General features: G+C 41.7%; 24 protein-coding genes. All 24 read left to right on the top strand.

Going from position 1 to position 21117, the window contains the following annotated elements; all coding sequences use genetic code 11:
• Window positions 1-2 precede the first annotated feature (2 nt).
• The gene (locus SST111_RS10005; RefSeq protein ID WP_099811106.1) at window positions 3-1715 is read left to right on the top strand and encodes an ABC transporter ATP-binding protein; all 1713 of its coding nucleotides are present in this window, start codon (window positions 3-5) and stop codon (window positions 1713-1715) included.
• A 94-nt stretch (window positions 1716-1809) separates the two neighbouring features.
• Window positions 1810-2016, top strand: coding sequence for a hypothetical protein (locus SST111_RS10000; protein WP_257211887.1), 207 nt, complete (start codon window positions 1810-1812; stop codon window positions 2014-2016).
• A 30-nt stretch (window positions 2017-2046) separates the two neighbouring features.
• Complete coding sequence (locus tag SST111_RS12225) at window positions 2047-2220, top strand: hypothetical protein (protein ID WP_180274057.1); 174 nt, start codon at window positions 2047-2049, stop codon at window positions 2218-2220.
• Between the two features lie 124 nt (window positions 2221-2344).
• Window positions 2345-3613: a MerR family transcriptional regulator gene (locus SST111_RS09990; protein WP_099811102.1), complete on the top strand. Its 1269-nt coding sequence runs from the start codon at window positions 2345-2347 to the stop codon at window positions 3611-3613.
• Between the two features lie 192 nt (window positions 3614-3805).
• Window positions 3806-4807, top strand: a complete 1002-nt coding sequence (gene ruvB / locus SST111_RS09985; RefSeq protein ID WP_024389674.1) for a Holliday junction branch migration DNA helicase RuvB — start codon at window positions 3806-3808, stop codon at window positions 4805-4807.
• Complete coding sequence (locus tag SST111_RS09980; RefSeq protein WP_099811099.1) at window positions 4807-5553, top strand: GNAT family N-acetyltransferase; 747 nt, start codon at window positions 4807-4809, stop codon at window positions 5551-5553. Before ruvB ends, SST111_RS09980 begins: the two co-directional genes overlap by 1 nt.
• A 1-nt stretch (window position 5554) precedes the next feature.
• Entirely contained in the window at window positions 5555-6178 is a 624-nt protein-coding gene (locus SST111_RS09975) for an HAD-IA family hydrolase (protein ID WP_099811097.1), read from the top strand.
• A gap of 70 nt (window positions 6179-6248) precedes the next feature.
• A complete protein-coding gene (locus tag SST111_RS09970) occupies window positions 6249-7148 on the top strand; it encodes a helix-turn-helix domain-containing protein (RefSeq protein WP_099811095.1) in 900 nt (299 codons plus the stop codon).
• Window positions 7149-7364: 216 nt separating this feature from the next.
• The gene (locus SST111_RS09965; RefSeq protein ID WP_099811093.1) at window positions 7365-8585 is read left to right on the top strand and encodes a bifunctional folylpolyglutamate synthase/dihydrofolate synthase; all 1221 of its coding nucleotides are present in this window, start codon (window positions 7365-7367) and stop codon (window positions 8583-8585) included.
• A 189-nt stretch (window positions 8586-8774) separates the two neighbouring features.
• Window positions 8775-10298 (top strand): quinol oxidase, encoded by a 1524-nt coding sequence (locus SST111_RS09955; RefSeq protein WP_099811091.1) that lies wholly within the window; start codon window positions 8775-8777, stop codon window positions 10296-10298.
• A 117-nt stretch (window positions 10299-10415) separates the two neighbouring features.
• Window positions 10416-12353 carry a DNA mismatch repair endonuclease MutL gene (gene mutL / locus SST111_RS09950; RefSeq protein WP_099811089.1) on the top strand — a complete coding sequence of 646 codons (1938 nt, stop codon included), beginning with the start codon at window positions 10416-10418 and terminating at the stop codon, window positions 12351-12353.
• Between the two features lie 73 nt (window positions 12354-12426).
• On the top strand, window positions 12427-12792 hold the full coding sequence (locus SST111_RS09945) for a helix-turn-helix domain-containing protein (protein ID WP_099811087.1): 366 nt from the start codon (window positions 12427-12429) through the stop codon (window positions 12790-12792).
• Window positions 12793-12806: 14 nt separating this feature from the next.
• Window positions 12807-13454, top strand: a complete 648-nt coding sequence (locus tag SST111_RS09940) for a CPBP family intramembrane glutamic endopeptidase (RefSeq protein WP_099811085.1) — start codon at window positions 12807-12809, stop codon at window positions 13452-13454.
• 74 nt (window positions 13455-13528) lie between these two features.
• On the top strand, window positions 13529-14119 hold the full coding sequence (ruvA, locus tag SST111_RS09935) for a Holliday junction branch migration protein RuvA (RefSeq protein ID WP_099811083.1): 591 nt from the start codon (window positions 13529-13531) through the stop codon (window positions 14117-14119).
• 8 nt (window positions 14120-14127) lie between these two features.
• Window positions 14128-14769, top strand: a complete 642-nt coding sequence (locus SST111_RS09930) for a hypothetical protein (protein WP_099811081.1) — start codon at window positions 14128-14130, stop codon at window positions 14767-14769.
• Between the two features lie 17 nt (window positions 14770-14786).
• Window positions 14787-15356, top strand: a complete 570-nt coding sequence (locus SST111_RS09925; protein WP_099811078.1) for a DNA-3-methyladenine glycosylase I — start codon at window positions 14787-14789, stop codon at window positions 15354-15356.
• A 36-nt stretch (window positions 15357-15392) separates the two neighbouring features.
• On the top strand, window positions 15393-16574 hold the full coding sequence (locus SST111_RS09920; RefSeq protein ID WP_099811076.1) for a competence/damage-inducible protein A: 1182 nt from the start codon (window positions 15393-15395) through the stop codon (window positions 16572-16574).
• 51 nt (window positions 16575-16625) lie between these two features.
• Window positions 16626-17777, top strand: coding sequence for a recombinase RecA (gene recA, locus SST111_RS09915; protein WP_099811074.1), 1152 nt, complete (start codon window positions 16626-16628; stop codon window positions 17775-17777).
• Between the two features lie 159 nt (window positions 17778-17936).
• The gene (gene spx / locus SST111_RS09910; RefSeq protein ID WP_004195475.1) at window positions 17937-18335 is read left to right on the top strand and encodes a transcriptional regulator Spx; all 399 of its coding nucleotides are present in this window, start codon (window positions 17937-17939) and stop codon (window positions 18333-18335) included.
• Window positions 18336-18441: 106 nt separating this feature from the next.
• On the top strand, window positions 18442-18708 hold the full coding sequence (locus SST111_RS09905; protein ID WP_004195477.1) for an IreB family regulatory phosphoprotein: 267 nt from the start codon (window positions 18442-18444) through the stop codon (window positions 18706-18708).
• Complete coding sequence (gene ruvX / locus SST111_RS09900; RefSeq protein WP_002939356.1) at window positions 18708-19127, top strand: Holliday junction resolvase RuvX; 420 nt, start codon at window positions 18708-18710, stop codon at window positions 19125-19127. Before SST111_RS09905 ends, ruvX begins: the two co-directional genes overlap by 1 nt.
• An 11-nt stretch (window positions 19128-19138) precedes the next feature.
• Entirely contained in the window at window positions 19139-19456 is a 318-nt protein-coding gene (locus SST111_RS09895) for a DUF1292 domain-containing protein (protein WP_004195480.1), read from the top strand.
• A 408-nt stretch (window positions 19457-19864) separates the two neighbouring features.
• Window positions 19865-20443: a nucleotidyltransferase family protein gene (locus SST111_RS09890; RefSeq protein ID WP_257211881.1), complete on the top strand. Its 579-nt coding sequence runs from the start codon at window positions 19865-19867 to the stop codon at window positions 20441-20443.
• A gap of 100 nt (window positions 20444-20543) precedes the next feature.
• Complete coding sequence (locus tag SST111_RS09885; RefSeq protein ID WP_099811071.1) at window positions 20544-21014, top strand: sigma-70 family RNA polymerase sigma factor; 471 nt, start codon at window positions 20544-20546, stop codon at window positions 21012-21014.
• The last annotated feature ends 103 nt before the right edge of the window (window positions 21015-21117 follow it).

Raw genomic sequence — 21117 nt, 5'->3', positions numbered from 1 at the left:
TTATGAATAAAAGACTCGTCGGAGTGTTGTTGAAGTCGCTCAATAAAACGATGTTCTTGTTTGGGATAGTTCTGAGTGCACTTGGGGTTGGAATGGGTTTGTTCCTGCCCCAGTTTATTGGTAGGTTGCTAGATCAAACCTATTTGAGCAATCTATTAACACGGCCAGAATTGCTGGCAGGTTTCATCCTTTTCTTTGTATCGGTCTATGCAGTACAGGCTCTATCTAATTATTTCATAGGGCGTAGTGGTAGTAATGCACTCAAACGGTTGCAACAATATATTTATGAATCCTTGTTGACTACATCTGTAAAGGACTTGGATCAGTACCAATCAGGCGATCTTGCTAGTCGTTTGACCAATGATATGTCGGTTGTTCTGAACTTCATCACCGTTATTCTTCCAAATTTCTTGATGAATGGTTTGATGGTTATGGGGTCAATTTATTTTCTGTGGACCATCAGTCCGTGGCTCACGGGTCTTAGTCTCTTCTTGCTTCCTATGTTGTCAATGGTTATGATTCCAATGAATCAGCGGTTGGAGGGTTACTACTCTGCTTATCAAGAGGGATTAGGGCAGGTTTCTAGTAGAATTAGTCATAAATTTACAACGATTCGTTTGATGAAGGCATTTCAGGGAGAAAAGCATGAACAGCGAGAGATGGGCAAGTCTTTTCAGTATCTGTCACAAACCTTTGAGAAAATGATTAGACTGTCAGCGGTCCAACATACCTTGGTTAGTAGCTTGATGACGGGATTTATTATCCTGATGTTGCTTATAGCGGGGATAGAAGTAACCAAGGGAGTAATGACCATGGCTACCTTGACCACCTTTGTATTGTACATGATGCAATTGATTGATCCAGTAACAGATATTGCTGCTTCCCTAAATGAACTGACGGAGTTTCATGCAGTGTCTAAACGTTTGGTAGAATTGCTGGAACTGAATAAGGAAGAACAGGAAGATACAGAGTTGGTTGATGCTGCTAGTATCCAATTGGAAAATGTTCGGTTCTCCTATCATACAGATCCGGTTTTGAATGGAGTATCGGTTAGAATTCCTGAAGGAGCTCACGTGGCGATTGTTGGGCCAAGCGGAGCCGGAAAGTCAACGATTTTTTCTTTGCTGATGAAATACTATCAAGACTATCAAGGAGAGATTCGGATTGGTCAACAATGCTTAAGTGATATTTCAACCAAGGAGATGAGAAGGTTGATTTCCTTTATACCACAAGACAATACGCTCTTCCATGGAACGATTAGAGAAAATCTATTGTATGGAAAGAACGAGTCTGTGTCAGAAGAGCGTATTGCTTATATTCTCAAGGAGTTGGGATTGTCTCCTTTAGTAGCTGAGTTGGAAGATGGTTTAGATACTCGGATTTCAGAAAATGGGACAGGTTTGTCGGAAGGCCAAAAACAACGGTTCAGCATTGCGAGAGCCTTGCTGCTAGAACATCCGATTTATTTGTTAGATGAGGCGACAGCAAGTTTAGATACTGTCACAGAACGCGTCATTAGTAAAGCGATTGACCGATTAACAGCTGGCAAAACAAGGCTAACCATTGCTCACCGTTTGCATACGGTGCGTGAAGCAGATGCTATTCTGGTCTTAGATAAAAACGGACAAGTGGCTGACTACGGTCATCACCAGCAGTTAGTGGAGAGAAATCATCTGTATCAAGATTTCTTAAGAGGCTTACCGCAAGCCAGTTAGTAAATGGGGGTCGATGGACTTCCATTTTTTTGAACTATTTTACGAACTAATCGGGGCAACTTCCCAATCTCAATCCAAGTCACAGGTTACCTCTATGCTTATCACAATGGCAGTATCTATGGGACCTAGCCTGTCTTTAAGGAATGAGACAGTGGGGCAGATTTTGAAATATAGTTTTCTAGGAGCTTATATTGAATTTTTCAAAAATCCCCATGTTGAAATTTGGAATCAGGAATTCTATTACCTCTTGGGGTGGATTGTCCTGATTAGTTTGGCCTTGATTCTCTACTTGGGAAATTGACAGAAATACTTTGAAAATAGATTGTTAGGGTTGAAACAAAAAACTTACACATTATCTTTGGGAGGAAATGATAGAGGGGACTCGAAAGTTTCGAAGCTGGAAGAAAGGTTTGAAAAATATATGGAGGGAATTGCAGAGCGGTTGCAGAAATCTGGGAAGAAGAGTATTGATAAATGGTTTATCCGTGTGCGGATTGAGGAGTAAAAAGGCTATGTTTTTTGACAACCAGCAAATGTTGGTTGTTTTTGTATAAAAAATCAAAAAATCCTTGACTCATCCCTAGGGGAATAGTGTATGCTAGGACTATCAAAACAGATGGAGGTTGCTTATGCAGGTCAAAGATGTGGAGAAGTTGACAGGCTTGTCAACTAAGGCGATACGGCTGTATGAAGAAAAGGGCTTGATTGAAGTGGCGAGAAATCCGCTCAACGATTACCGTGATTATTCAGAGGAAAATGTGCGACAGCTTCGCTTGATTAAGTTGCTCCGCTATCTTGAGTTTTCCCTAGCAGAGATTACGGCCCTCCTAGCCTTGCCAGAGGAGGACTTGCAGTCAGCCTTGCGTGAGAAAAAGCGGGGAATCGACCAGCAAGCAGAAGAGTTGACAGACAAGGTTGATTTGCTGGACCAGGTGGTCAAGGAAATGGGCAAGAAAGAGGATTGGTTGGAAGAAGCACAGGACTCCATTGCCTTTGTGGAAAGTGGTGAATTTCAAGACTTCAAACAAGATTTAGAAGATGCCTTGTTGCCAAGTATTTGGATGACTCTTTTGCAGACTTTGATGTTATCAGGTCCCATCCTCTGGCTATTTACCCGAATCCAACAAGGTTGGCAGGAAAATCTATTCTTATTAACTGTGTTCTCGCTCCTGGCCACCATTTGGATCACGCTTATCTGGCGAGACTACCTCGTGACTTGGTGGAAACATCGGGACAAGGTCCGCCAGAAGAACCGTAGTCAAGCTTGGTGGATTCCGATTAGTCTCATCTCCCTTGTAGGTGGGCTTGCCTACTTTGTCCTTGTCGGCTGGTTGACCGAAAGATTTTTCCTACCAAGCGATTGGCTCTTCTATGAGTATTCGACTGGTCTGGGTAAGGTTGCTATATTTTTTATCATGGCTTTTCTCATTTTTCTTTTGGGAAAACTGGCGAGGCTGGTGAAGTTATCTTGGAAATACGGCTTGGGTCTGGCAGGCGGTTGTATCCTATTGACCGCTCTGCTGATTTCTACCACAGCAGCGGTGACCAAAGACCAGATTATCGACATCAATCTGCTGGCTCCGTCCAAGGAATATCTTTACAGCGATGTCAAGTCTGTCTGGACAGGCTTTGGGACCAAGCTAGTGACAGTGAACAGGTCTGAAAGGCAAGGGGAATTTAGCTATCGAATTCAACTGGATGGGAAAAAGATTGTGTTTATGCAACCAGCTGTTAATCAGAACTTGATCCCTGACGATACCTATATCGAGTTAGAGGAGTTTGATCGGCAGTTGATGAGCCTGGAAATTCCCAAAGAAAGTTCAACAGAAGGCAGTCAGTACAATGAGTTAGATTCGCACTATCTAAAACGATTTTTGCGAATAGTGGAAAATCAATAAAATGAATTCTGTTTTAGTTTCCCTTAAGCTTGGCGAGTTATACTATATCCAAGCTAGAAATAGCCCATCACTTTCAGTATCGTCATCCGTAAGAGCTAAAGCTCAAACGGCTGGCATATCTTTTTCATATAATCTCCTGGAAATACTAGACTCATTGAGTCTGGTATTTTCATTTTGTGCTATAATGGTTTCATGACAAATCGAATTTTAGATATGGAACAAATGCAGGACGAGGAGTATGTTGAGCGTACCCTGCGTCCGCAGAAATTAAATGAATACATCGGTCAGGACAAGGTTAAGGACCAGCTGAAAATCTTTATCGAGGCAGCCAAGCTCCGTGATGAAGCCTTGGACCATACCCTTCTGTTTGGACCTCCAGGTTTGGGGAAGACCACCATGGCCTTTGTCATCGCCAACGAATTGGGCGTTAATATCAAGCAGACCAGTGGTCCTGTTATTGAAAAAGCAGGTGACTTGGTGGCCCTTCTCAACGACTTGGAGCCTGGCGATGTCCTCTTTATCGATGAAATCCACCGTATGCCCATGGCGGTCGAGGAGATTCTTTACTCAGCCATGGAAGACTTCTACATCGACATCATGATTGGGGCTGGGGAGGCCAGTCGCTCCGTGCATTTGGAGTTGCCGCCTTTTACCCTGATTGGAGCGACCACTCGTGCGGGTATGCTGTCCAATCCTCTGCGGGCCCGTTTTGGGATCACCGGTCACATGGAGTATTATGAATTGGCTGATTTGACTGAGATTGTCGAGCGGACGGCCGATATCTTTGAGATGGAGATTACTCATGAAGCTGCTATTGAGCTGGCTCGTCGGTCTCGTGGAACTCCCCGTATCGCCAACCGTCTGCTCAAGCGGGTGCGGGATTTCGCACAGATTATGGGGGACGGACTGATTGACGATACCATTACAGACAAGGCCCTAACCATGCTGGATGTGGACCGCGAGGGGCTGGACTACGTGGACCAGAAGATTCTCCGTACCATGATTGAGATGTATGGCGGTGGTCCTGTCGGCCTCAACACTCTGTCGGTCAATATTGCCGAGGAGCGTGAGACGGTGGAGGACATGTACGAGCCTTACCTGATTCAGCAGGGCTTCCTCATGCGGACACGGACGGGGCGGGTTGCTACAGCCAAGGCTTACGAACACCTGGGCTATCCCTATACGGAAAAATAATGGCAGAGCAGATGAGACAAGTAGCTCGTTTATTTGGAGACTGGCCTGAGACGATTATCTGGACCTGTTTAGAACGTGCCATGGGAGACATTTATGTTGATGACAGCCAGTCGCCCCAGTCAGTTCTAGCTCTCTATGGACGGCAGAGCTTCTTTGGTTTTTTAGCTGGCCAGCCACATCGAGACTTGCTAAAAATCTGCGAGGAAAAAGATGTGATTATGGTTCCACAAACTCAGGCTTGGTCTGATTTAATAGAAGAAACTTACCCAGATGGTGTTTATTCATTTACTCGTTATGCAACAAAGAAAAATACGGTATTTGACCGGGGCGCTTTACAGGAAATGGTTGATGACTTGCCTGAAAGCTTTGATGTGAAACTGATTGACCGTAATCTGTACGAGGCTTGTCTGGTAGAGGAATGGTCACGGGATTTGGTGGGAAATTATATAGATGTGGAACAATTTTTGGACTTGGATCTGGGCTATGTCATCTTGCATAAGGGACAGGTGGTCTCAGGGGCTTCATCCTATGCCAGCTATTCAGCTGGGATTGAGATAGAAGTGGATACTAAGGAAGACTATCGAGGTCTGGGTTTGGCAAAAGCCTGTGCGGCTCAGTTAATTTTAGCTTGTTTAGATCGCGGACTCTATCCAAGCTGGGATGCCCACACCTTGACATCCTTGAAACTGGCTGAAAAGCTGGGCTACCAACTGGACAGACCCTATCAGGCTTACGAATGGAGATAAGATGACACCGACATTTATTTGGGATTTGGATGGAACGCTCTTGGATTCCTATGAAGCGATTTTGGCTGGTATACAGGAAACCTATGAGCAGTTTGGCCTTCCTTTTGACCGTGAAGAAGTAAGGAATTTCATTCTTCGCTATTCTGTCAAGGATTTACTGGTGCGTGATGCGGACAAGTACGGTCTAGATAGCGATGAACTTAATCGTGTGCGTGCGACTTCCTTGAAGGAGAAGAATACGCAGATTCCCTTGATGACAGGTGCAGTGGAAATCTTAAACTGGACTGCGGAACAAGGTATTCAAAATTTTGTCTATACCCACAAGAGTGACAATGCTTTTCAGGTTTTGGAAGATTTGGGTGTCCGTCACCATTTCACAGAAATCTTGACCAGCGATTCAGGTTTTGCCCGCAAACCAAGTCCAGAAGCTCTGCTATTTCTCATTGAAAAATATGGACTAAACAAAGAAAATATCTACTATATCGGTGACCGTCTACTGGATGTCGAAACGGCTATCAACGCAGGGCTTCATAGCATCAACCTGCAAATTGATGGTGTGGAGAAGAATTGGAAGATTGTTTCTTTATTGGACATAAAACAAATGTTAACTGATGAATACAAATAAAAACAGAAAAAGTATGGAAATTGAGTGGTAATTTTGCTATAATATACAAAAGAATATTTGGAGGTATTTTATGAACGATAAGGAATTTGGACAACGTGTACGTCAACTTCGAGAAAACGCTAGTCTGACACGTGAACAGTTTTGCGATGACGAACTTGAGCTCTCCGTCCGCCAACTAACCCGTATCGAAGCAGGTACTTCTAAGCCGACTTTTTCAAAAATCCAGTATATCGCAACCCGCTTAGGCATGGGGCTCTATGAGCTTATGCCTGATTATGTGTCGCTACCTGAACGATATTCCAAACTGAAGTTTGATGTACTTCGTACACCGACTTATGAAAATGAGGAATTGATGGGAAAACGGGCAGATATGATGACGGAAATCTATGATGATTATTACGACGACTTGCCTGAGGAGGATAAAATAGCGATTGATGCCATTCAATCCATTATTGATGTATTTGAAACGAAGACAGCAGAATTTGGTCAAGATATTCTAGAAGATTATTTTGAACAAATCCAAAGAAAACCCCAATTTTCAGCCAACGATTTGTTGATAATTCGACTCTATTTAATCAATTTGAGAATGGAAATTAAACAGAGCAGTGATTTTCAGCACTTTTTAGAGTTGGTGGAAAAGTTACCAAGCCAAGTAGAATTGATTGAATCTGGAGAATTATTTATTTTAAGAGATGTGATGCTGACGTCGATAGGGATTCTTGGCGAACATGAAGAATATGGCAAGATACCTCCACTTTTTGATGCTCTAGATAGAATCATGGTTTCAACTCAAGATTTTCAAAAGAAACCCATTCTCAATCTGCTTAAGTGGAAATATGAGTTGTATGTGAACAATGATAGCGAGGAGGCTAGACGGTTTTATGAAGAAGCAGTTATGTTCGCAAAATTAATTGGAGACTCCCATTTAGTAGAAAAATTAGAATCATCATGGAGAGAAGAGGAAAAGTGACATTTTTGTCCTGTTGAAGAATTGCAAAAAGCATTATACTAAACTCATAAAGATTAAAGGAGATTAGTAATATGTTTAACTTTTTGAATTTTTTTGGTCGTCTTGGTGGTAACTGGGGGAAATGGACTGATGGATAATAGAGTTCCTCAATATATTATCAAAAGCCAACATCTGTTCGGCTTTTTTGCTATACTAGACAATATATAGGAGGTGGCTATGTTAGAAAATTGGTTAAATGCCAAACAAGGTCAGGTGTTTCATTATAAGATGGAAAAGATTGAGTATGCCTTAGAACTGCTAGGAAATCCCCAGTTTGCAGTTCCGGTCATTCATGTTGCTGGAACCAACGGCAAGGGATCGACCATTGCCTTTATGCGCCAGCTCTTTCAGGTACATGGCTTGCGTGTCGGTAGTTTTGTATCTCCCCATATGGTGAGTGTACACGACAGGATTTGTATCAACAGCCAGCCCATTTCAGACTATGATTTTCAGCACTATTTACAGAAAGTCTACGACTTGGAGCAGGAAGTCGCTACACGCTATGAGCCCTTCCGTTATTTTGAGGTCATGGTGCTCATTATGTTCCTCTATTTCAAGGACCAACAGCCTGATTTGGCGTTAGTAGAGGTGGGGATTGGCGGACTTTTGGATACGACCAATGTCGTGGCACCAGCCCTCAGCGTCATCACCTCCATCGGCATGGACCATCAGGATTTACTAGGATCGACTTTAAGGGAAATAGCAGAGCAGAAAGCAGGGATTATCAAGGAAAACGTGCCTGTCGTCTTAGGACCACTTTCTCCAGAAACCACAGTTATCTGTCGCCAAATTGCCCAAGACAAACAAGCCTCTGTCCACCAATTTGGTCAGGAATTCACCTACAAAGCAGGACAGTTCAGCAATACGGACATCGACCTGTCAGAATTAGTTCTGGGCCTGGCAGGCCATCATCAAGAAGAGAATGCGGCCGTAGCCCTACAAACTTTTCTACTCTATATGACCAATATCCAAAAAGACATTCAACCTCAGTTGATTAAACAAGCCCTTGCCCAAACTAGCTGGCCAGGTCGTTTGGAATTGGTTGCTCAAGAGCCAACAATCTATTTGGATGGAGCCCATAATGTTCCTGCTATTGAACGCTTGATTGAATTTATTCAAGAACAAGAAGAGCTTGTTACTATCCTCTTTTCTGCCCTTCGGCGCAAGGATTTTCAGGAAATGCTAGAATTATTGGAAGAAAAGTTACCACATACTCCTCTTGTATTGACCAGCTTTACTTATGATGGTGCCTTATCCGAGGAAAACCGTCAAGGACGAGATTATGTTGAGAACTACCAGCAGTTTGTAGAAGACTGGCAGTCTGATGGTCAAGGCATTTTGATTATCACAGGCTCCCTCTACTTTATCTCAGAGGTTCGTCAGCTATTTAAAAAATAAGTAACTTTTGCGAATAAATAGGTATGACACATGCAGAAACAGTAGCTTTTTTAAAGGAATTTGAAAAAACCAAACGCCATACCTTCCGCCAACTAGAGCAGTTTGCAAAAATTTCCAGAACTCCCGATAGGAAATGACATCGGGAGTGCTTTTTGATATAATAAGGAAAGCAAATCCAAGGAGAAGAAAATGACAGAATTAGATGTAGTTTCGGACGTAGTTACTCATCCTGAGGAAACTTATCGGCGTAGTCGTAGAGCATCACGCAGACAGCAAGTGCAACTGAATGGTGAATTTCATGAAAGAGTATTAAAGACAAAGTATTGGCCAGCTCTTGTTTGGAGCTTAGTTTTAAGTATTTTTAGCGTAGCCAATCCACTGCTAATGCCATTTGCAACCAATATACAAACTCAAAATTTATATGCAGGGATGGCAATGGCAAATGGACAAATCCCTTATGGTGATTTCTTTGGTACAAGCGGGTTATTATTCTACTTACTTGCTTTCTTAGGTCATCTGGGAGGGAATTTCATTATCTTTGGAATCCTCCAGTTTATAGCATTACTGATAGCGGGAGTCTATTTCTATAAGATTGTAGCTTATTTTAGTCAGTCAGAACACCTAGCGACAAGTTCTAGTCATTGGTTCTATGTATTTATTTTTGCACTTGGTTTTGGAGGGATGTATGCAGAAATGTTTGCTCTTCCATTTCTTTTGACTAGTGTGTGGTTTCTGGTCCGCTATTTTGAAAATGCAGTGCGTGATGAGGCATTTATCCTCTACGGAATCGATGCGGCATTGGTATTTTTAATTTACCCAAAAAGTCTGATTCTTTGGTTAGTTGCGGGTCTAGTTTTATTTATTTTTAATATCCAACACCGCCAAGTTACTCGAGGAATCTATCAATTATTAGCGACCATTTTTGGTTTTCTTCTGATTCTATATGCGGTAGGTTATTATGCTTTTGAGGCGCAGATTCTGGGGACAGCTATTCAACAAACTTTCCTTTATAACTTACAGTTAGACTTTCACCATTCCTATCTATATTTAGACTTGGCGATTGTGTCTGTATTTTTACTCTTATCTGGATTCTTTAAAAGTTTCATCCAAATGCTGTTTTCTTTCAAACAAGGAAGACATACCTATATCAAAGTTCTCCTATTATTGACTTTCTTAGTTCAATGTGTCTTTATTATTGGGAATGCTAATTTTCAATGGAGCCAACTCATTCTTCTTTTACCGTATGGTTTTGCGATGTCAGTCGTTTACCTGCGTGATGAGGATGTAGAAGATTATCGTGGGTATTTGCGTCGTCAATTCTTTCTTCCGTTAGCTATTTGCTTGGGTATTATCGCTCAACCTGCTTATCTTTATTTGGTACAGGGAGATTTGAGAACTGACCGTGAACAAGTTGCCAATTACATTGGTGAACAAACGAAAGATTCGGATAAGATTTATGTTTGGGATAATAGCGCAAGCATCTATCTTTCAAGTCAACGTTTATCTGCCGCAACGATTACTACAGCAGAACCCTATCTGAATACTGACGACAATAAAAATAGCTTGATGTATGACATCAATAAAAATGAGGCAAAATTTGTAGTCGTCAATAAGACTTTACCAATTCTAGATGAAATCAAGACAAATTTAGAATCACAATACCAGTCTGTTCAGACAACGGATTACTTTACGATTTATCAAAAGAATGAATGATTGCTCAGGCAGTCATTTTTTCTTTAGCCTATCTGGGAAAAGGAGGGAAAGTGGATATGTGGTATAATGGAAAAATAAGCATTCGGGAAAAATTATTAAAGAAATGTAGGAGAAATGATGTCACATATTATTGAACTACCAGAAATACTAGCCAACCAGATTGCGGCTGGTGAGGTCATTGAGCGACCAGCCAGTGTGGTTAAGGAGTTGGTGGAAAATTCCATTGACGCAGGGGCTAGTCAGATTGAAATTAGTGTTGAAGAGGCTGGCCTTAAAATGATTCAAATCACGGATAACGGTGAGGGGATTGCCCCTGATGAAGTAGCGCTTGCCCTCCGCCGTCACGCTACTAGTAAGATAAAAAATCAATCGGATTTGTTTCGTATTCGCACCCTCGGTTTTCGTGGTGAAGCTCTGCCTTCCATTGCTTCTGTCAGTCATATGATCATTGAGACAGCTACGGCAGACTCTGCACACGGACTTCATTTGGAGGCCAAAGGTGGTGTCATCGAGAAAGAGGAGCCAGTTAGTCGTCCAGTTGGTACGCAGATTACTGTTTCGGATTTATTTTACAATACCCCTGCTCGTCTCAAATACGTTCGCAGTCAACAGGCTGAATTATCACATATTGTTGATGTTGTAAATCGATTGAGTCTAGCTCATCCGGAAATAGCCTTTGCCTTAGTAAACGAAGGACGAGAATTAATTAGAACTGCAGGGACAGGGAAACTTCGTCAGGCAATTTCAGGGATTTATGGGATTACTTCTGCCAAAAAAATGGTTGAAATTGAGGCAGAAGATCTGGATTTTCAGATTTCAGGTTATGTTTCCTTGCCAGAGTTGACTCGTGCCAACCGCAACTACATTTCCATTTTCATCAACGGTCGCTATATCAAGAATTTTTTGCTGAATCGAGCGATTTTGGAAGGTTATGGCAGTAAGTTGATGGTAGGACGTTTTCCATTGGCAGTGATTTCTATAGAAATTGACCCCTATCTTGCTGATGTCAATGTGCATCCGACCAAGCAGGAAGTTCGCATCTCCAAGGAAAAAGAACTCATGACCTTGATTCGAGAGGCGATTAGTCAAGCGCTTAAAGAGCAGGACTTGATACCAGATGCTCTTGAGAATTTAGCTCAGTCAAGTACTCGACCAAAAGTAAAAGCAGAGCAAGGCACCTTACCACTCAGAGAGCCAAAAATCTATTATGATACGATTAAGCAAGACTTCTTCTTAAAACCAGATGTTGTCGCTGAGGATGTCAAACCTCTCGAAGAGGATAGGCAAGAGATTGTTGAGTCGCCTGTCGAAAATAAACCTACATCTGTTCAATTTGCAGAACGTCAGTCGGTGGAATCAGAAGATCAGGAGCATCCTAATCTAAGCGCAAAAGAATTGGCAAAACTGGCAGATAAATTAGACCGGGAGGAAACATCGACATTTCCAGAGTTAGAATATTTTGGTCAGATGCACGGGACGTATTTATTTGCACAAGGCAAGACAGGACTTTATATCATTGACCAACACGCCGCACAGGAGCGGGTCAAATACGAATACTATCGTGAGAAAATTGGTCAGGTTGACAATTCAGCCCAGCAACTCTTGGTACCCTATATCTTTGAATTTCCTCAAAATGATGCCATGAATCTGACTCACAAAATGGACGCTCTCCGTCAAGTTGGTGTCAACTTGGAAGAATATGGAGCTAATCAATTTATTCTGCGTGAACATCCTATTTGGATGAAGGAAGAGGAGATTGAGTCAGGTATCTATGAGATGTGCGATATGCTACTCTTGACGGATCAGGTGTCTATCAAACAGTATCGGGCAGAGTTGGCTATTATGATGTCATGTAAACGGTCGATCAAGGCCAACCATGCTTTGGATGATTATTCGGCGCGTGATTTATTGCGGCAATTATCGCATTGTCAAAATCCTTATAACTGCCCGCACGGCCGCCCAGTCTTAGTGCATTTTAGCAAATCGGATATGGAAAAAATGTTCCGTCGCATTCAAGAAAATCATACGAGTTTGCGTGAATTGGGGAAGTATTAAGGAATTTAACACTCATGTAAAAGCATTTGGACTAGCTATTTTTACCGCCAACTTGTAAAGTAAAGGAGGAAACATGACTCATCTTGGACAGCTTATTCACATGGAGCGAACGAAACGACAGGAATCTCAAGAAACCTTGGCAAAAGCAATCGGAGTGTCACGGCAAACAGTCTTAAACTGGGAAAAAGGTCGCACCTTACCTGATAGTGCCAGTCTAGTTAGCATTGCCCAACGTTATCACCTATCTTTTGACCAGCTGATTGGATTACAAGTCAAGGCTAAGAAAAGGCGGGTCTGGATAAATTACCTGATTCTCCTAATCCTATTCAGTCTTGGTATATTTGTCGGTGGTAATGCCATGCTCTTGTTCCCCTTCCTCATCGTTTTTCTCCTCATCGGTTTCCTTATCCAAGAATTCATGTTGACCAAATCTTTATAAAGCGAGGTCATTGTATGGTCCGAAAGGATAGACTGTTTATTGTATTTATTGTTCTTGGCGTACTCAATCTGCTGGTCAAGCTTCACCGTTATTTAGGATTTAGTCCGACTTATAGTCTTTACTACCAGCTTGCTAGTTTTATCTTGCTATTTGCACTTGGCATATATTACTATAAAGAGCTTCTTTGGACTGATTTGGGAAAAATGCGGAGCTGGAAACTGCTTTATCAATTCCCTTTGTTTTATCTTGCAGACTTTTTGGTCATGTATGGAGGAAGTTTTCTCCAATACCTGCTAATGAAATCGCTTCATATCTCAGAAGGTGTAGGTAATGTTACAGCAGTTGATAAGATAAACCAAATTGTCCCACTTCCAATCTTTTTATTGATAGTGGGAATCATCGGTCCGATTGTTGAAGAACTTTTTTATCGAAAAGTTTTACAGGATTTTCTGAAAAATGTTGTGAGCCCATGGCTGGCTATTGTCTTGCAAGGTCTCATTTTTGGATTAGGACATGCTAGATCTCTGGACAGTTCAGAAATTATCAGTACGATTCCTCAGATTTGTTCAGGTATTTACTTGGGCTATCTCTATCATAGAACAGATAATCTTTTCTACCCAATGTTCGTTCATTGCTTAGGTAACCTATCCATAGGATATTGAGACTCAGCTTCGCTATCAATGGCGAGGCTTTTTATGGTACAATAAAGGAAATTAATGGATAGATAGAGGAAAATATGTACGATTATATCAAAGGAATGTTAACGAAAATCACTGCAAAGTATATTGTAGTAGAAACGCATGGAGTTGGTTATCTTTTACAGGTAGCTAATCCCTACGCTTACTCTGGGAAGGTCCAACAAGAAGTGACGGTCTATACCCATCAGGTAATCCGAGAAGATGCCTATTTGCTCTACGGATTTATGACAGAAGCTGAAAAATCTGTTTTTCTCAGCCTGATTTCAGTATCAGGTATTGGTCCGACAACTGCACTGGCTATTATTGCCGTTGATGATAATGACGGTCTGGTGCACGCTATTGAGCAGAAGAATATTACCTATCTGACCAAGTTTCCAAAGATTGGCAAGAAAACAGCCCAGCAGATGATTTTGGACTTGGAAGGCAAGTTTGTCATGAGCGAAGAAGCGGGTCCTGTGCAGCCAGTTGCCCCAACTAGTGAAAATACTGCTCTTGATGAAGCCATGGAAGCTATGGAAGCCCTTGGCTACCGACCAGCTGAACTCAAGAAAATCAAGAAATTCTTCGAAGGCACGACCGATACCGCTGAGAATTACATCAAGTCCGCCCTCAAGATGTTGATGAAGTGAGGATAGTGATGAGATTAAATTTGATACATGCAGGGACTAGCCATAGACCAAATTATCCTTTGTCAGGGAAAGAATTTTCTATTGATTATCACTATATGCCTCATGAAGAGGTTGTCGTCATAGGACGCATAGACCCCAATTACCACTTTTTTGAAGCTCGAGCATCTTTGAAAGACACGGAAAAAATATCGTCCATCTATAAGGCCTTGATGGCGGATCAACAGGACTATGTTCGCCTTGGGACACTCCATCATCTCGGCTATACCTATTCTGGTCGTCTGACTGCTTCTCTAAGACCGAATTATGTCGGTTATTGGGATACATACACGGGTCTGCAAATTAAACAGAAAGATGAACATTCTGGCGGACATTTTGCTTATTTTTTACAAAGACACTATCGTGAACAAGTGAGAAAGGCGGAGCTACGCGATAGGAGTGGTTCATATGTATCAATCCTGGAAAATTATCAAGCCTATCTAAAAACAGTTGATTATATGGCCTATGAGGGTAAGGTAGAACCTCTGAGGCAGATATTGGAGCAAGAGGCTTATGTACTTCTGTCTCAAAATGAAGAGCTCGTTCAAGCTTATAAAGCTTGTCTAGATTTGATAGGATTGCTCTATAATGCTTATCAGACTGCCATTCGTTAATGCTAGAAAGGGAAAATATGAACCGCTGTTCTTGGGTTAATCTTAATAACCATCTTTATATAGCTTATCATGATGAAGAATGGGGCAAGCCACTTCACGATGAGCAGGCTCTGTTTGAGTTGCTCTGCTTGGAGTCCTACCAAGCTGGACTTTCCTGGGAAATTGTTCTCAATAAACGCCAGGCTTTTCGCTCTGCTTTTTTCGATTACGACATTAAAAAGGTTGCGGCCATGACCGATAGCGAGTTAGACGGTCTTCTTGCCAATCCCGACATCATTCGCCACAAGGCAAAGCTGTACGCTACCCGTGCCAATGCCCAGGCTTTTCTTCGAGTACAGGAGGAATTTGGTACGTTTGATCAGTATCTTTGGGAATGGGTCAACTTTACGACTATTGATAACCCTGTCAAGTCCTTCCGAGAATTGCCGACCAAGAACGACTTGTCTGAGCGGATTTCAAAAGATTTGAAGAAACGAGGTTTCAAATTTGTAGGGCCTGTCTGTATTTACTCCTATTTGCAGGCAGCAGGTCTGTTGAATGAACATGAAGAAACTTGCGAGATTGGAAAGAAATTGCGAACTAATTAGATGAGCGAGCAATCGCACCCTAGACAGAGGAGGAATATGAAAGCAGAACTAATCGCCGTTGGGACGGAGATTTTGACAGGTCAAATCATTAATACCAATGCTCAGTTCCTTTCGGAGAAATGTGCAGAGCTGGGAATTGATGTTTATTTCCACACAGCTGTTGGAGATAATGAAAACAGGCTTCTGTCTGTACTGGAAGTAGCCAGTCAGCGGAGCGACTTGGTCATTCTCTGTGGAGGACTTGGTCCAACAGAAGATGACTTGACCAAGCAGACCTTGGCAATCTTTTTAGGTAGAAATCTTGTGTTTGATGAGTTGGCTATGGCAAAATTAGACCGTTTCTTTGCCAGTCGCCCAGGTCGTGTCCGTACACCAAATAATGAACGTCAGGCACAGATTGTGGAGGGAAGTCAGGCGCTACAGAATCCAGCTGGTTTAGCAGTAGGAGGCGTGATTGAGCAAGATGGTGTAACTTATATTGTTTTGCCTGGCCCACCAAGTGAGCTCAAGGCCATGTTTTCTGAGAGTCTCTTACCTTTACTGTCCCAATCTCAGCAGCAACTTTATTCGCGTGTCCTACGCTTTTTTGGAATTGGCGAAAGCCAGTTGGTGACTGTTTTGGCGGACTTGATTGACAAGCAGACAGACCCAACTCTTGCTCCTTATGCAAAAGTTGGAGAGGTGACTTTACGCTTGTCCACCAAAGCGACCAGCCAAGAAGAAGCAAATCTACGTTTAAATCAGTTGGAAGAAGAAATCTTACAACATGACAAACTGGCAGACTATCTCTATGCCTACGGAGAGGAAAATAGTTTGGTCAAAACGGTAGCGACTCGTTTGGCGGAGAAAAGACAAACCATCGCTATCGTCGAACAGGGAACAGGTGGTCTCTTGCAAGCTGAATTGAGCCTGGCTTTGGCTGATCAGCCGTATTTTAGCGGAGGAAAAGTCATCGGTCAGCTAGGGACAGAATCGGGCATGCTACCAGAGGAGGCTGACTGCATTCGGCAGGAGCTGCAAGCTGATTTAGGTTTGGCTGTGTCTGTGCTTATCAAACCGGAATCAACAGAAGACAACGTACTTGCAAAAGTATACCTCACTTTGGCTACGACCTCGGGTATTTCCCAAAAAGAGATAGATTTAGGTGGTTATTCGTGGCAATACCTTCGCCAGCTTGCTTGTCTGCAGGCCTGGGATTTTGTACGAAACACTTTGTGAAATAGCAGATATTTGCTATAATAGTTTGACTAAGAAAAGAGGAGAAAATCATTGGCTAAGAAACCAGGAAAAAAATTAGAAGATATTACAAAGAAATTTGGCGATGAGCGTAAAAAAGCGTTGGATGATGCCCTAAAATCAATTGAAAAAGATTTTGGTAAGGGTGCTGTCATGCGTCTTGGTGAGCGTGCTGAGCAAAAAGTTCAAGTCATGAGTTCAGGTAGTTTGTCAATCGACATTGCGCTTGGAGCGGGTGGCTATCCGAAAGGTCGTATCATTGAGATTTACGGTCCAGAGAGCTCAGGTAAGACAACTGTTGCTCTACACGCAGTAGCTCAAGCCCAGAAAGATGGCGGTATTGCTGCCTTTATCGATGCGGAACACGCCTTGGATCCAGCTTATGCAGCAGCGCTTGGTGTTAATATTGACGAGTTACTCTTGTCACAGCCAGACTCAGGGGAGCAAGGTCTGGAAATTGCTGGTAAGTTGATTGACTCAGGTGCGGTTGACTTGGTTGTTGTGGACTCAGTTGCTGCTCTTGTACCTCGTGCAGAAATCGACGGGGATATCGGTGATAGCCATGTTGGTTTGCAGGCTCGTATGATGAGTCAGGCCATGCGCAAACTCGGAGCATCCATCAACAAAACTAAGACAGTAGCTATTTTCATCAACCAATTACGTGAAAAAGTCGGTGTCATGTTTGGTAACCCCGAAACAACACCTGGCGGTCGTGCGCTTAAATTCTATGCCTCTGTCCGTATGGATGTTCGTGGTAATACACAAATCAAAGGAACGGGTGATAAGAAAGATCAAAACGTTGGTAAAGAAACCAAGGTGAAGATTGTGAAGAACAAGGTGGCTCCTCCGTTTAAAGAGGTTGTTGTTGAAATCATGTACGGTGAAGGAATTTCTCGCACAGGTGAATTGATTGAGATTGGTAGCAACCTCGGCATCATCCAAAAAGCAGGTGCTTGGTATTCATATAATGGAGAAAAAATTGGCCAAGGTTCTGAAAATGCTAAGAAATTCTTAGCAGATAATCCAGCAATCTTTGATGAAATTGACCGCAAGATACGTGTTCATTATGGCTTGATTGAAGGTGAGGAAGCACCAGAAGTCGTGACAGAGGAAATCCCTGTTGCAACTGAAGAAGTCCAAGATGTTATTTTAGACTTGGATGGCGGCATTGAATTAGAAGAATAAAAGCGAAAAAGTTTGGGGAGACCAAACTTTTTTCTTACCAAAACCCGAATTTTCCCCCAAAAATTTAAAGTTTTTTTAAAAATAGGTCTACAGACGGATGGAATATGTGGTATAATAGACTATAATGTGCTTACTAAGATGTAGCAAAGGAGTGACTACATGATTAAAATTTATACAGTATCTAGTTGTACTTCTTGTAAGAAAGCAAAGAACTGGCTGAATGCCCATCAATTGTCCTATAACGAACATAATCTGGCTAAAGAGGCAATCACCAAGGAAGAAATTTTAAATATTTTAACCAAGACGGAAAATGGCATTGCAAGTATTGTATCGTCAAAAAATCGCTATGCTAAGAGTTTGGATTTTGATATAGAAGATTTAAGTGTCAATGAAGTGATCGACTTGATTGCTTCTAATCCACGTATTTTGAAAAGTCCAATTCTGATTGACGAGAAACGATTGCAGGTTGGATACAAGGAAGATGATATTCGCGCCTTCTTACCTCGAGCGGTTCGAAATGTTGAAAATGCCCAAGCTCGTATGCGAGCAGCCCTATAAAGAGTAGGAAGAACTCTATTTATGGAGTTCTTTTTGCACTTTCTTTGTGCTTGTTCTAGAAATATGATATAATGAAAATGAATAAAAATTGAAAGAAGGTGTAAGTATGGGATTCACGGAAGAAACAGTTCGTTTTCGTCTGGATGACACAGATAAACAAGAAATCAGCAAGACATTGACTGGTGTTTATCGTTCGCTAGAGGAAAAGGGCTATAATCCGATTAACCAAATCATTGGCTATGTATTAAGTGGGGACCCTGCTTATATTCCTCGCTATAATGATGCCCGCAATCAGATTCGTAAGCATGAACGAGATGAAATCATTGAAGAATTGGTGCGCTACTATTTGAAAGGAAATGGGATTGACCTCTAATGAGAATAATGGGATTAGACGTCGGTTCTAAGACAGTTGGTGTAGCTATTTCAGACCCCTTAGGATTCACAGCTCAAGGTTTGGAAATCATCCCAATCGATGAAGAAAAGGGCGAATTCGGTCTGGAGCGTTTGACCGAACTTGTAGAACAGTATAAGGTTGATAAATTTGTTGTAGGTTTGCCGAAGAATATGAATAATACTAGTGGTCCACGTGTGGAAGCTAGTCAAGCTTACGGTGACTTATTGACTGAGCGTTATAAACTACCGGTTGATTACCAGGATGAACGTTTGACGACCGTTGCGGCAGAACGCATGTTGATTGAGCAAGCGGATATCAGCCGAGGAAAACGCAAGAAAGTTATCGATAAATTAGCAGCTCAGCTGATTTTACAAAATTATTTAGATAGAACATTTTAAAGGAGATACGAATGGCACATCATCATGACCATGAACACGACCACAATCACGACGAGCGTGAATTGATTACTTTGGTAGACGACCAAGGTAACGAAACACTTTTTGAAATCTTATTGACGATTGACGGTCAAGAAGAGTTTGGTAAGAACTATGTTCTCTTGATTCCTGCAAGTGCAGAAGAAGATGAGAACGGAGAAGTTGAAATCCAAGCCTACTCATACATTGAGAATGAGAATGGCACAGAAGGCGATTTGCAACCTATCCCAGAAGACGCAACAGCAGAATGGGATATGATTGAAGAAGTCTTCAACAGCTTTATGGAGGAATAAAAAGGTCCGGTGGACCTTTTTATCTTTTGCTTGAAAACAGGAGAGCAAAACTAGGTCCACTGGACCTTTTTATCATGAGCCTGAAAATAAGAAAGCGAATTGAGGTCCAGTGGACCTTTTTATCATGAGCCTGAAAACAAGAAAGCGAATTAAGGTCCAGTGGACCTTTTTATCATGAGTTTGAAAACCAAAGAACGAATTAAGGTCTGGTGGACCTTTTTATCATGAGCCTGAAAACAGGAGAGCAAAACTAGGTCCGTGTGGACCTTTTTATTATGAGTTTGAAAACCAAGGAGCGAATTGAGGTCCGGTGGAGTGAAGCAGTCTGGGGGAGACTGTTTCAGCCCGAGTTAAGAAACAGCAAGGCGAGGAATGAATCATGAGCCAGAAAATAAAAAGGGAGGCCAGATGAAAGATAGTTTTACAGAAAGAAGTAAGAAGCTGAGTGAGGAATTAGAGAGGTGTCTACTGGCTGATAAAAATATTTTGGTCATATTAGACATAATGGATAGACTAAATTTATCAGATTGCTGGCTCTGTGCGGGAACAATTCGTAATTTTACCTGGAATCACTATCGTTTTGATAAAAATACGGATGTTGATTTTATCTTTTACGATGAAAAAATATCGCATCAAGACACGAAAGAAATAGAAGCAAATTTGCATCAAAGATATTCGGACTATCAGTGGGAAGTTAAGAATCAAGTATTTATGCACATCCATAGCCCTGACACACCTCCATATCAATCGTCAAAAGATGCAATAGAAAAATTTCCCGAAAGGTGTACCGCAATTGGTGTTCGTCAGACAGAGAAAGGGGATATAGAACTATTTGCGCCTTATGGATTGACTGATATTTATAATTATTTGGTACGACCAACTCCTCATTTTCTCGTCAATTCTAAACGTATGGATTTATATGAGAAAAGAATAAAAAAGAAAAACTGGAAAGAACAATGGCCTATAATAACTATAAAATACGAATGATAAACCATATTTACTAATTAGTAGACAAAAATGTCCTGTTGGAAATCGTGCCTTTTCGATAAACTAAAACCATCAACCGACAACCAAAGGAGATGGCGAGATGAAATTTGAAAAGGTCTATGATAGCGTAAAAGGGATTGTCAACAAGGCTCGAAAAGAGTTTTATATTAAGCTCTGGGACAGGGAAGATTGGGATCAAGAGGGCATGATGACCTTATTTGAATTGTTGGAAGATCAACCGTGGTTAGCTGATGAGCAAGAACAGTTGTATTGCTATTTTAAAGTGAAATTTAGAAATCGGGTCAAAGACCGCGTACGCAGACAAGAAAGTCAGAAGCGTAAGTTTGATCGTATGCCGCATGAAGATATTCATGATTTATCTCACGTTATACAATCGCCAGGTTTAGTCAATGATGAGCTGTTAATGTTGAGAAGTGCCTTAAGAGATTATCGTAAGAATCTCAGCGATGACCAGCTTGCAAATTATGAAAAACTAATTAGTGGTCAGAGTTTCAATGGTCGTAAGAATATGCTTAGGGATTTACAAGAACATTTGAAGGACTTTCGCTGATAATTTGCTAAATAAAAATAAGTAAGCAAGGGAACTCCCTATAAGTATGAGCCACTCTTTGTCAATTGACTGAGACATTAAAAACTATAACAGATAAGCAGGT

Origin of the sequence: Streptococcus suis YS161 (assembly GCF_002760245.1) — a bacterium.
In the GTDB taxonomy this organism is placed as follows: domain Bacteria; phylum Bacillota; class Bacilli; order Lactobacillales; family Streptococcaceae; genus Streptococcus; species Streptococcus suis_I.
The sequence above is the reverse complement of the archived record's forward strand: the minus strand, read 5'-3'. Positions and strand labels throughout refer to the sequence as shown.